The organism is Marinobacter confluentis, from assembly GCF_004785685.1.
GTDB classification, from domain to species: Bacteria; Pseudomonadota; Gammaproteobacteria; order Pseudomonadales; family Oleiphilaceae; genus Marinobacter; species Marinobacter confluentis.
Map to the genome: position 1 here is coordinate 965,833 of NZ_SRPF01000002.1, position 11,334 is coordinate 977,166.

At 58.6% G+C, this 11,334-nt stretch carries 11 protein-coding genes; 5 read left to right on the plus strand and 6 right to left on the minus strand.

Going from position 1 to position 11,334, the window contains the following annotated elements; genetic code table 11:
- Positions 1-34 precede the first annotated feature (34 nt).
- Entirely contained in the window at positions 35-463 is a 429-nt protein-coding gene (pedF, locus tag E5Q11_RS10045; RefSeq protein WP_135803247.1) for a cytochrome c-550 PedF, read from the minus strand.
- Between the two features lie 311 nt (positions 464-774).
- On the opposite strand from pedF, the gene E5Q11_RS10050 reads away from it, so the two are divergent.
- The 4 genes from E5Q11_RS10050 to E5Q11_RS10065 all read left to right on the plus strand — a co-directional run bounded on the left by E5Q11_RS10050 (position 775) and on the right by E5Q11_RS10065 (position 4,462).
- On the plus strand, positions 775-1,917 hold the full coding sequence (locus E5Q11_RS10050) for an ABC transporter substrate-binding protein (protein ID WP_225314928.1): 1,143 nt from the start codon (positions 775-777) through the stop codon (positions 1,915-1,917).
- A gap of 68 nt (positions 1,918-1,985) precedes the next feature.
- The gene (locus E5Q11_RS10055) at positions 1,986-2,933 is read left to right on the plus strand and encodes a YVTN family beta-propeller repeat protein (protein ID WP_228260637.1); all 948 of its coding nucleotides are present in this window, start codon (positions 1,986-1,988) and stop codon (positions 2,931-2,933) included.
- A 7-nt stretch (positions 2,934-2,940) separates the two neighbouring features.
- Complete coding sequence (locus tag E5Q11_RS10060) at positions 2,941-3,663, plus strand: ABC transporter ATP-binding protein (RefSeq protein ID WP_135803250.1); 723 nt, start codon at positions 2,941-2,943, stop codon at positions 3,661-3,663.
- 1 nt (position 3,664) lies between these two features.
- Entirely contained in the window at positions 3,665-4,462 is a 798-nt protein-coding gene (locus E5Q11_RS10065; protein ID WP_135803251.1) for an ABC transporter permease, read from the plus strand.
- A gap of 20 nt (positions 4,463-4,482) precedes the next feature.
- Here E5Q11_RS10065 and E5Q11_RS10070 read toward each other — a convergent pair whose 3' ends face one another.
- Genes E5Q11_RS10070 through E5Q11_RS10080 form a run of 3 tightly spaced genes read right to left on the minus strand, consistent with a single transcriptional unit; the run spans position 4,483 to position 6,939 of the window.
- Complete coding sequence (locus tag E5Q11_RS10070) at positions 4,483-5,154, minus strand: ATP-binding cassette domain-containing protein (protein WP_135803252.1); 672 nt, start codon at positions 5,152-5,154, stop codon at positions 4,483-4,485.
- Positions 5,147-5,920, minus strand: a complete 774-nt coding sequence (locus E5Q11_RS10075) for an ABC transporter permease (RefSeq protein WP_135803402.1) — start codon at positions 5,918-5,920, stop codon at positions 5,147-5,149. Before E5Q11_RS10075 ends, E5Q11_RS10070 begins: the two co-directional genes overlap by 8 nt.
- A gap of 2 nt (positions 5,921-5,922) precedes the next feature.
- Positions 5,923-6,939 (minus strand): ABC transporter substrate-binding protein, encoded by a 1,017-nt coding sequence (locus E5Q11_RS10080; protein ID WP_135803253.1) that lies wholly within the window; start codon positions 6,937-6,939, stop codon positions 5,923-5,925.
- 265 nt (positions 6,940-7,204) lie between these two features.
- Here E5Q11_RS10080 and E5Q11_RS10085 point away from each other — a divergent pair, with 265 nt between their 5' ends.
- Positions 7,205-7,882: a response regulator transcription factor gene (locus tag E5Q11_RS10085; RefSeq protein ID WP_191964441.1), complete on the plus strand. Its 678-nt coding sequence runs from the start codon at positions 7,205-7,207 to the stop codon at positions 7,880-7,882.
- A 43-nt stretch (positions 7,883-7,925) separates the two neighbouring features.
- On the opposite strand, the gene E5Q11_RS10090 is transcribed toward E5Q11_RS10085, so the two are convergent.
- Positions 7,926-10,199 carry a hybrid sensor histidine kinase/response regulator gene (locus E5Q11_RS10090; RefSeq protein ID WP_404802750.1) on the minus strand — a complete coding sequence of 758 codons (2,274 nt, stop codon included), beginning with the start codon at positions 10,197-10,199 and terminating at the stop codon, positions 7,926-7,928.
- Positions 10,159-11,334: a nitric oxide-sensing protein NosP gene (gene nosP, locus E5Q11_RS10095; protein WP_135803255.1), complete on the minus strand. Its 1,176-nt coding sequence runs from the start codon at positions 11,332-11,334 to the stop codon at positions 10,159-10,161. Before nosP ends, E5Q11_RS10090 begins: the two co-directional genes overlap by 41 nt.

An 11,334-nucleotide genomic window follows, 5' to 3' on the forward strand; every position in this document is an offset into this window, starting at 1 on the left:
CCGATTCTGAACGTTGATTGGTCACAGGCCCTTGTTATTCAGGCTTGGGAACCGACTCCACATAGGTCTTGATGGCCCAGATGGCATTCTGGTCCAGGTTCTCCCTGAATGACGGCATTCCCCGGCCGGTGCCATTGAGAACGCGATTGACGAAGTATTCGTCATCCCATTCGGTCAGTTCCCGCAGATCAGGCGTCAAACCGCCGGACATGGCACGGATGCCGTGGCAAACAGCACAGTTTCCGGCATAACCGCTTTCACCGACCTTGACCGCCTGGGCGTTGAATTCTCCGAACTCATTATCTTCGCGGAACGGGTTAGAGGTGCGAACCTCCGTACCCAGTTCAGGCAGATTTCCGGTGTCCACTTCCTGCGGTGTCACGTTGCCGTGGGCGAATACCAGACCGGCAATACCGATCAGTCCGGAAGCAACAAACAGCTTCAATGAAACGTGCTGGGGCATGATAACGACCTCTTTGACTACCTGATAAAATGTGGCGGGCAGGGATCGATGTCCGTCCATCTGCCGTCAATGTCCACAAGTCTAAGGAGAGCCCCAACCGATCCGAATGCCACTTTCGAGGCCTTGGCCTAGTTCCTTGGTAGTACTCAACAACGATAACCGCTGAAATCTCCTCCCTAAGTACTGCCTGATTGCAACTTTCAGAATATTTCCGGCACCTCCCCGCTTCTCTATGCTCGGATGAGTGACAACAGAAACTTCTGACTAAAGGGGCATGCATGGTTATCCGCGGTCTGAAAGCGCTGGCTCTGATGCTTGTGTCCGGTGCTATGTTTGCGCCAGCGCAGGCGCAAACCGTCGATGTCAGGATGGCCTACATACAGTGGGTGCCTGATCCGGGGCCGATACTGTCAAACGTGATCCCCGAGCCAGAGGATGCAGGGCTGAGAGGCGCCGAGCTGGCCCTGGCAGACAATCAGACCACCGGGAAATTTCTCGGTCAGAACTACCAGTTGGCAACCGCCCTGGCTGATTCGGCGGAATCGGCGACCCAACGCTTTGCCGAGATGCAAAGCCAGGGCGTCCGCCTGTTTGTGACCAATCTACCAGCAGCCACACTGCTGGCGCTTACGCGACTGGCAGAACCGGACACCCTGATTTTCAACGCCGGCGCAAAAGACGATTCGCTGCGCACCGAGCACTGCAGCGCCAACCTCCTGCACACCATTCCCAGCTACGCCATGCTCACCGATGCTCTGGGCCAATGGCTGAAACAGAGGCAATGGGAGGAGGTTTTTCTGATTACCGGCCCCACTGACGCCGACAAGCACTGGGCCAGCGCCTTCCGCCGGGCCAGCAAGCGCTTTGGCCTGGAGATTGTTCAGGACAGACTCTGGACCTTTGATGCCGACCTGCGCCGCACCGCCTCGAAAGAGCTTCCGCTATTCACACAAGGGGCTGACTACGATGCCGTGGTGGTAGCGGACGTGCGGGGCGACTTTGGCGAGTATGTGCCCTTCAACACCTGGCTGCCCCGCCCTGTCGTGGGCACCCAGGGCATGTCACCGGTCGCCTGGCATCGGGTGGTGGAAAGCTGGGGCGCCGCTCAGTTGCAGAACCGCTTCCGGGAGCTGGCGAGTCGGGAAATGAACAGCGAGGACTATGCTGCGTGGGCGGCTACCCGGTCTATTGGCACCGCCGTGACCGCACTGGGCAAAGTCGACCCCAAAGCCATCCGCGACTTCCTGTTCAGCGATGGCTTTCAGCTCGCCGCTTTCAAGGGTCGCAAGCTGACCTATCGCGACTGGAACGGCCAGTTGCGTCAGCCAATACCGCTGGTGCATCCCCGCGGTCTGGTGGCGCGCGCCCCGTTTGAAAGTTTTCTGCACCCGGACACCACACTTGACACCCTGGGGTTCGACCGGCCGGAGAGCGCCTGTCGAATCAACGGCTGACTGCGCCTGCAGCAGCTCTTAAAATAACAAGGACCACAACCATGAAGCCTTTCCTCAAAACCACATTAATGGCCAGCCTGATCGGCCTCTCCGCGCCGGCTTTTGCTGGTCTGGCCTATGTGTCGAACGAAAAAGACAACACCCTGTCAGTGATCGATACCGAGACCCATGAGGTGGTCGAAACCATTGAGGTGGGCAAGCGCCCCAGGGGCATCCTGCTCTCCAAGGATTACACCAGGCTTTATATCTGTGCCAGCGACGACGACACCGTGCAGGTGCTGGACCTGGCTACCCGTAAAATCGTGGACACCTTACCTTCCGGCGAGGACCCGGAGCAGTTCGCCCTGCATCCGAACAACAAACACCTGTATATCGCCAATGAAGACGACGCCATCGTCACCGTTGTCGATGTGACCAACAAGGATGTACTGGCCCAGATTGATGTGGGCATCGAGCCCGAAGGCATGGCCGTCAGCCCCAATGGCAAGTGGGCTGTGAACACCAGTGAAACCACCAGCATGCTGCACTGGATCAACACCGAGACCTTCAAAATCGAAAAGAATATCGTCGTCGGCCAGCGCCCGCGCCACGTCGAGTTCACCAATGACAGCAGAATCGCCTGGGCCTCGGCCGAAATCGGCGGCACCGTGCACATCATTGACGTGGACAGTCTGGAACAGATCCACGAAATGTCCTTCAAAGTGCCGGGGGTGAACCAGGATCGCGTGCAGCCAGTGGGTATCGAGCTCACCTCTGATGGTAAGTACGCTTTTGTGGCTCTGGGGCCTTCCAACCACGTCGCCGTTGTCGATGCCAGAACCTACGAGGTGCTGGATTACCTGCTGGTCGGCGCCCGGGTGTGGCAGTTGGACCTGGATAAAGACGAGAAATACCTCTACACCACCAACGGCGTCTCCGGAGACGTGTCGGTCATCGATGTTGAGGACCTGAAGGTGATCAAATCCATCAAGGTCGGCCGCTATCCCTGGGGCGTGGTCATCGACCCGTCGTCCTGATCCCGATATGACCATCGATGCCAGCAATCTCAGCTTTCAGTACGGCGATAAAACGGTACTCCGGGACGTCAGTTTCTCACTGACACCGGGCCGGTTCCACGCCCTGCTCGGCCCCAACGGCGCGGGCAAGTCCACGCTGTTCGGGTTGCTGACCCGTCTGCTGGCGTTGCAGGCCGGTGACATTCTGCTGGGCGGGCAATCGCTGAACAAACAGCCTGCCGACGCCATGCGCAGAATCGGGGTGGTTTTCCAGCAGAACGCGCTGGATCTGGACCTGACGGTACGCCAGAACCTGCAATACCACGCTGCACTGCACGGTCTGTCCAGGCACGAGGCCCGCCAGCGCGGCGACCGGGAACTGGAGCGGTTCAGCTTGCTGGACCGTGCCGATGAGCCGGTTCGACAACTCAATGGCGGCCACCGTCGGCGAGTGGAAATTGCCCGCGCCCTTCTGCACCAGCCCTCGCTGCTGCTTTTGGACGAGCCCACAGTGGGCCTGGACGTGGCCAGCCGCAGGGCTTTGAACGAGCATGTGCGAATGCTGTGCCAGCAGGATGGCCTGACAGTGCTCTGGGCCACCCATCTGATTGAAGAGGTGCGGGAGGACGATCGGGTACTGATTCTGCATCAGGGCCAGCTTCTGGCTGACGGGGCGGGCCACGCAATCTGCAGGACCGAAGGCACGCGGAACCTGGCAGAGACCTTCCATTCCCTGACCGGAGCGGGCTGAGATGAATGCAACCCAATACTGGCACTGCTTTATCGGCATACAGACCCGGGAATGGCTGCGGTTCTGGCAGCAACGTACCCGTTTTGCCAGCGCGCTGGTGCGTCCACTCTTGTGGCTGGTGGTGTTTGCCGCCGGTTTCCGGGCGGTGCTGGGGATTTCCATCATTCCGCCTTACGAAACCTACATCACCTATGAGACCTACATCGCGCCGGGGCTGTGCGGGATGATCATTCTGTTCAACAGTATGCAGGGTGCCTTGTCCATGGTGTATGACCGGGAACTGGGCAGCATGCGGGTGCTACTGATGAGCCCTTTACCGCGGCCCTTTCTGTTGGTGACCAAACTGCTGGCGATGGGTGTGGTGTCCATCGGGCAGGTGTATGTTTTCCTGCTGCTTGCGCTACTGGTGGATGTAGAGCCGCCAGCCTGGGGTTATCTGGCGGTGTTACCGGCACTGATTCTGACCAGCCTGATGCTGGGTGCCCTCGGGCTTCTGATTGCGACCTGGATCAAGCAACTGGAGAATTTTGCGGGCGTTATGAATTTTGTGATTTTCCCAATGTTCTTCATGTCGTCGGCGCTTTACCCGCTATGGCGGATGAACGAGGCCAGTCCCTGGCTTTACTGGGTATGTCAGTTCAATCCGTTTACGCATGCGGTAGAAGCCATACGTTTCTCTCTTTATCTGGAATGGAATCCAATGGCGTTCGGGATTACCGCCGGGGTGACGGTGGTGCTCGCCCTGCTGGCAACAACCGGGTTTCGTCCCCAGCGCACCAGGATTCTGGGGACAGCCTAGCTTGACCTGCCGGCTGGCCATCAGATCACGGCAGCTTCGGGCTCCCTCAGCTTTGCAAGAAGTCCATCGACGACAAATGAATCACCAATGGCATCATCCCATTTCAGCGTGGCCGGCTTGCCATCGAGGTACCAGAGGCGGTTCGCCAGGGTCGACGCATCCTGGCTATCGTGGGTGACGCAGATCATGGCCATGTCAGGGTAGTTGTCCATCAGACCCGAAATCAGCATTTTGAGATCCTTCGCCATGACGGGATCCAGAGAGGCGAAGGGTTCGTCCAGTAACAGCAGGTCCGGCTTTACCGCAAGACATCGCGCCAGAGCTGCCCGTCTGGCCATGCCAAGCGAGAGTTGGTCGGGGAGGTAGGCTTCATATCCAGTCAGCCCGACTTCACTCAGGAGCCTTGTGGCGTCCTGTTCAGTCGCACCGACGAGTTTGAGATTGGCCAGCAGCGAACGCCAGGGCAGCAATCGATGCTCCTGGAACAGGTACCCCACCCGCACCTGATCACGACCAGTCACGGCATCAGCGGGTATGGAAGTATCCAGCCCGGCAATGGCATTTAACAGGGTGGTTTTGCCAACGCCCGAGGGGCCCAGAAGGCAGATTCGATCGCCCCGCTCGACACTGGTGAACACTTCTCCAAGCACGGGCTGGCCGAAACTGCGGCCTTTGATACTGAGCTCAAGCATGGGCAGGCTCCGGCTGGCGCCAGCGGCTGGACCGGCGTTCCAGGGGCTGGAGAACGCCCAGCTCGATCAACTGAACCATGGCAATGAATGCCAGACTGTAGGCCAGAATCGCTGCAACATCGAAGACCTGAAACGCCATGTGCAGTTGAAAACCAACGCCGTTTGAGCGGCCGAGCAGTTCCACCACCAGCACGATTTTCCAGATCAGCGCCAGGCCGCCGCGGGTAGCCGCCATTAGGTAGGGAAAAAGCTGCGGTAGCCAGACATCCCGATAGCGCTGCCAGGCGGTGAAGCAATATACGGTTGCCATCTGTTCCAGACGGTAGTCCAGGCTACGGGCGCCTTCCCGAACGGTGACCGCCACGTTGGGTACCTTGTTGATGACGACCGCCATGACGGCGGCCACTTCGACCAGACCAAACCATACGTACATCAGGATGATGGTCACCAGCGCCGGCAGATTCAAAAGCAGGAGCAGCAACGGATCGAACAACGCATTGATGAGTGCGGAACGGCCCATGGCCAGACCGATGACAGCGCCCAGCAACATGGCCAGTGTGAAAGCCACCACTACCCGACCGAGCGTGGCGCCGAGGTGATGCCAGAGTTGACCCGAATTCGCCTCCTCCAAAAACCGGTTCAGAACAGACTGCGGCGAGGGCAGCAAGGCCGTTTCGAGAAGCTGGGCCACCATAGCCCACAACAGAACGAACGACGGCAGGACGATCCAGTAGCTCCAGACCGGAGGGCGCGCGCCTGCCGGCATGTTCACGGCTGGCTGCCTTGGCCGGGTCCGCGATAGAACAGGCGGTCAGGCATCAGTGTGTTGGCGTCTGCACCAGTCAATATCAGTAGCTGCTTCAGGTCAGCCAGCCGTTGGTCGGTCATGAGCGGTGGCGTACCTGCAATAAATCCCCGCCGTAACTCGTCAAATACCGGCTCAGCGGGATCGTTCATCAATTCGCGCAGCGGCTGCCAGTTGTCCGGATTTTCAGCCAGCGCCTGTTTGGTCTGTTTCAATGACAGTGCAAAGCGGTCGATCAGCGCCCGATGATCCGCCGCCCAGTCCGCCGGAAAAACATACCCCAGCACGGGCAACTGAGGGCCGAGATCCAGGGCCGCCAGCAGGTCCTCCATGGCGAAAGCGGAACGCCAGCCGCCCTCGCCTTTCAGCCGGGCGGCAAAATGCCAGTAGGTGACGATCACGTCCACCTGGCCCCGCTTCAGAGCCTGACTCAACAGGGGCGGGGCGCCGAACTGGACGTCGGTTTGCACGCCCAGGTCCAAACCCTGCTGTTCAGCAACTCGCCGGAGTAACACCCAGCCCTTGCTGTCGGGCCCTCCGGCGACGCCGACGCGGCGGCCAGCCAGATCAGCGACAGTCCCGATATCCGAGTCATCAGCCACGACAATATCGCCGATCTGCGCCGAGAAAGGCACATACAGGTAGGGCGCACCAGCCGCGAACCGGGACTGGGCCCAGAGCAGATCGGCCACCGCGCCGTTCACGCTGCCGCTGGTGACAGCCAGCCGGGACGCCGGTAGATTTGCCACCAATCGCAGGTCAAGCCGGTAACCGTTGGCCCGGTCCAGGCCATGAGACACCAGATGCGCCAGTTCCCAGTGGGCGGTTCCGAACTGCAGAACGCTAAGGCTAAGCGCGGGTATCTCCGGCTTTGCCTGCCCGTTCTCGGCCGCTGGCAGATTCAACGGGAGCAGGCCCAGTACGAAGACCAGACAACGGGTGATTAATGAGAGGGAAGCAGGTCTGAGGAAGCGTTTCATAACCCCACCATACGAAGCTCCGGGGCCCGCAAGAATAGTACTTTAGTGCCTGTTTTTTGGTGCGATGGTCTCATTCAACCGAAGACTGAAATAGACTGTAATGGGATTATCACAATAATGACTGGAAGAGAGACACGACTGTTCCCGACTTCCAGCGTCGGAGACCAACATGCTGAATGAGCTTGATGCTACGCTTGCCACGAAAACCCGCTATTCTGAAACGGACACAGTCCCCTGTAACGACAACAGAGAGGCAGAACCGTCCATGGAACCGGCCTACAAGATCCTCATCGCCGACGACCATCCTCTGTTCCGTGAAGCCATCAGCAGTGTAATCGCGTCCGGTTTTGTGGGCAGTGAAATCATTGAAACTGATGATCTGGACAAAGCCCTCGACATCACCCGCGCCACTAACGACATTGACCTGATTCTGCTGGATCTCAACATGCCGGGCATGCACGGCCTGAACGGACTGATCGCTCTGCGCAACGAAGCGCCGACCATTCCTGTGGTCATTGTGTCTGCCGAGGAAGACAAGCAGGTAGTGTTACAGGCGATCACCTATGGCGCCGTCGGGTTCATCACCAAATCTTCTCCTCGCCAGCAGATGACCGATGCGATTCAGCAGATACTGAACGGCAACGTCTACCTGCCATCGGACATCATTCGCACCGGTAAAATGTCTAGCCAACGCCGCAGCCGCCATGAAGATAACCCGATTTCACCGGAACTGCTTAACTCCCTGACGCGACGCCAATTACTGGTGCTGGAGCGTATGTCCAAGGGTGAAGCCAACAAGCAGATCGCGTACAACCTCAACATTGCCGAAACCACGGTCAAGGCTCACGTGTCGGCCATTCTGCGCAAGCTGGGTGTTCACAACCGGGTTCAGGCCATTCTCTCTGCCAGTGACGTGGATTTCAGTCAGTATCTTAAACGCTAGGCCAGGCCGGAGGACCTCAGAGAGCGCCGCCGCGCTCTGGCACTCAGTCGCCGAGGAGATGGTTCAGGGCACTGCGCAGCTTCAGGGGTTTGACCGGCTTGTTCATCAACAGATGCCCGAGTCGGCGTATGTGCTGTTTCAGTTCATTAGTGTAATTGGCCGTGATCATTATCACCGGCGCGGGATTTTTGCGGCGGCCGTTAAGGTCTGCGACCACATCAACGCCGTTCTCGTCATTATCCAGGTGATAATCCGCCAGAATCACATCCACCGGTGCGCTCGCTGGATCAAGCTGACGCTCCAGATCAAGCGATGACACCGCGGTCACGACTTTGCAATCCCACCCTTCAAGCAGGGTTTTCATGCCCTGACAGATACCGTGATCATTATCGATAACCCAGATTCGAGCACCGTTCAGGCCATGGGTCATGCCGGCCGGACATGGCTGCTCCTCTACCGCCCGCTTGGGACCCAACTGACCGACGGGCACACGGACACTGAACACCGATCCCTTCCCCTCGCATGACCGAACCGTCACGTCGTGTCCCAGCATGCGTGAGATCTTGTCGACAATCGCGAGCCCCAGACCCAGACCCTTGTCAGGCCGCGACCCCGTGGGGCGTATGCGTTTGAACTCCTGAAAAATCTCCGAGAGCTTGTCCTCGGGGATACCGGGCCCAGTGTCCCATACCTGAATCAGCGCATGGTCTGACTGCCGGCGACAGCCAAGCAGGATTCGGCCCTGGCCGGTATAGCGGATAGCGTTGGTGAGGAAATTACGCAGGATTCGCGCCAGCAGCTGGGAGTCTGAATTCACCACGACAGAGGACGGCACAAAGTCCAGCGCCAGTCCTTCAGCAGTGGCCATCTGACGGAATTCACGGGCGATGTTGTTCAGCAAGTCGCGCAGGTCAAACGCGGTAATGTCCGGCTTGATTACCCCAGCGTCGAGTTTGGAAATATCCACCAGCGTGCCAAGCAGGTTCTCAACATCATCAAGAGAGATACTGACAGATCGCACCAGACCTTCCGCTTTCGGGCCGAAGGACTGCTCCAGCAGGGCACTGGTGAACAGCCGTGCTGCATTGAGTGGCTGCAGCAGGTCATGGCTTACCGCAGCGAGGAATTTGGTTTTTGACAGGTTGGCTCGCTCCGCCTCCAGCTTGGCGTCCCGAAGCCGCGCCTCCACGGCCGCCCGCTCGCTGATCTCGTCACGCAACTGTTCATTCAGGCCGGTCAGTTCTGCGGTGCGTTCTTTTACGCGTCTTTCCAGATTGTCATAGGCCTGCTCAAGGGCCAGTGCGGTTTTGCGGCGATCGGTAATATCCCGAATCAGTACAAAAAAGCCGACAATGTCGCCGTGCCCGTCAAAATTCGGCACGTAGGACCGCAACATATACCGGACTTCCCCCGACTCGCCGATTTCCTCGAATTCGAAGGTAACATTGTCGCCGGCCATGACCTCCAGAATCCGGGGCACCAGACGTGCATAGAGTTGCGGTGAATGGACCTCCTCCAGCCTTTTGCCCAGCGGCGATTCACCATTGCGACTGTACCAGTGCTCATAGACTTTATTGCAGAACCGGATGGTCAGATCATCTCCGACGTAGGCGATCAGAGCTGGCACATGGTCGGTGACCACTCGAATCCACCGTTCGCTCTCTTCCAGGGCCTTGATGCGGCGCGCCATTTCGCTGTTCTTGACATCAGTAACGTCGGAATAGAGCACCACCAGGCCGCCTTCGCGTGTGGTGCGTTCCGTCATCTGTACCCAGCGATCATTGGACAGCAGGAAGACCGCGCCCTCCGAATCGCCGTTGGTATGCTCTTCGCGAATCAACCCCGACTCCTGCACCCGCCGTTTAACCTCAACAACCGAAGTGCCCACCGCGGGCACTTCCAGCCCGCAGTAATTCCAGTAGTTGCGGAAGCGGCTGTTGCTCTGGATCAGGCGATGCTGGTTATCAAACAGGACAAACCCGTCGGCAATGCTTTCGATGGCATCCACCAATCGGTGACGGATGGTTTCGGCATCTTCCCGGGCGCGATTGAGCGCCTTGTTACTGACCTTCAATTCGTCCATGGCATGGTTGAGGGCTTCGGTACGCTCCCGGACCTGCTCCGCCAGCATCACCGAATGTTCAAACGCTGCGTAGGGCTCCGGCTTGTGTGCCGACCCCGATTCCACACGGAAAATCAGCGCATCACGGATGGCCATGAGGCGTTCATTCTCTGCCTCAAGCTCGGCAATTCGCTGATCCCGAGGGTCCTGTGGATCAGTCTGCTTCAGGTTCGGAACCGGCATCAGGTTGGCCAATCACCACCCCCGTAAACGTCTGGTTAATGTGCATTCCATTGAACTGCTCGCCGTAGGTGTTGAAGCCAATGACGCGATGGTGGCGCAGAAATTCGGATACTTCGTCGGCAACTCCGGTCAACTCCGCCTCCAGTCTGCGCAGGAAACAGTCGCAACCGATGGTCACAAGGGGCAGCCCCACCACTCTTTCCGACGCCTCAATCTGGGTGCGAACGCTGGCCAGCAGAGACTGAGGGGTCATAGAGGTCATCACGATGCCGGTTTCAACCGCACAGTAAAACGTCATGCTGCGGTCCGGATTGACCCGTTGCACCGATCGCACGAAATAATGCCCGCCGATGCGAACACCCAGCGGTCTCAGCGCAAACACTTCGCGGTTCAGAACCTCGACGCTAACGCCCATGGCGCGAGCATAGGCGTCAGCGGCGGGTTCGGCGTTCAGCTCGTAAACCGTCCGGCTTTCGGGATCCGCCCTGGTGACCACCAGCTTCTGGTCTTCCGCCACCATGTGATGGGTTGAGAAAACGCGGAAATCCAGCGTGGTATTGACCAGCATGACCGTGGCCGCACCAGTGTGGAACTGTCCCTGGTGGTATACATGGGTGTTCGCCAGCTTTTCATCATCACCGGCGGAGCCACCAAACTGGGGAATGGTACCCAGCGCCGAATTCAGGGTTGTCAGCACCAGCTCCTCACGACTGGAAAGCCCGTCAAGCAGGGTGATCGCAAAGGTATTGCCCTTGATGGGCGCCAGGTTGGCGTCGCGACAGGTGGACAGCAGGTCGTCAATCACAGTCTGGGCGTCCTGCAGCCGGAACTGGTCAAGTTCACGGATCAACGCACAATCAATGGAAAAGAACCGGCTATCGAAACCGATGGCCGTAATACAGCCGCGGCCATAGCCGTCCGGAGTAATCTCACCGGCCGAGGTACAGCCGCTGACCCTGATGCCTCTAAACACGTGCTCAAGCGCAATACCCAGGCGTCCCAGATCGTATTCCGCTGAGCAGAAAAACAGTACACAACCCAGATGATCCCGGTTGAGCTCGCTGGCAAGAGTTGTCGCTGCCACCATCGGATCCCGGGCGCTTGAGCTGGCAACACGGACGGCAGGAAGAGTGGTAACTGGGCGCAT

What these genes read in the sequence shown, in the direction of transcription:
- E5Q11_RS10085 (WP_191964441.1), top strand. Translation starts at nt 7,205, where the DNA reads ATGGAACCGGCCTACAAGATCCTCATCGCCGACGACCATCCTCTGTTC.
- E5Q11_RS10050 (WP_225314928.1), top strand. Translation starts at nt 775, where the DNA reads ATGCTTGTGTCCGGTGCTATGTTTGCGCCAGCGCAGGCGCAAACCGTC.
- E5Q11_RS10060 (WP_135803250.1), top strand. Translation starts at nt 2,941, where the DNA reads ATGACCATCGATGCCAGCAATCTCAGCTTTCAGTACGGCGATAAAACG.
- E5Q11_RS10055 (WP_228260637.1), top strand. Translation starts at nt 1,986, where the DNA reads ATGGCCAGCCTGATCGGCCTCTCCGCGCCGGCTTTTGCTGGTCTGGCC.
- nosP (WP_135803255.1), bottom strand. Translation starts at nt 11,334, where the DNA reads ATGCGCCCAGTTACCACTCTTCCTGCCGTCCGTGTTGCCAGCTCAAGC.
- pedF (WP_135803247.1), bottom strand. Translation starts at nt 463, where the DNA reads ATGCCCCAGCACGTTTCATTGAAGCTGTTTGTTGCTTCCGGACTGATC.
- E5Q11_RS10070 (WP_135803252.1), bottom strand. Translation starts at nt 5,154, where the DNA reads ATGCTTGAGCTCAGTATCAAAGGCCGCAGTTTCGGCCAGCCCGTGCTT.
- E5Q11_RS10065 (WP_135803251.1), top strand. Translation starts at nt 3,665, where the DNA reads ATGAATGCAACCCAATACTGGCACTGCTTTATCGGCATACAGACCCGG.
- E5Q11_RS10075 (WP_135803402.1), bottom strand. Translation starts at nt 5,920, where the DNA reads ATGCCGGCAGGCGCGCGCCCTCCGGTCTGGAGCTACTGGATCGTCCTG.
- E5Q11_RS10080 (WP_135803253.1), bottom strand. Translation starts at nt 6,939, where the DNA reads ATGAAACGCTTCCTCAGACCTGCTTCCCTCTCATTAATCACCCGTTGT.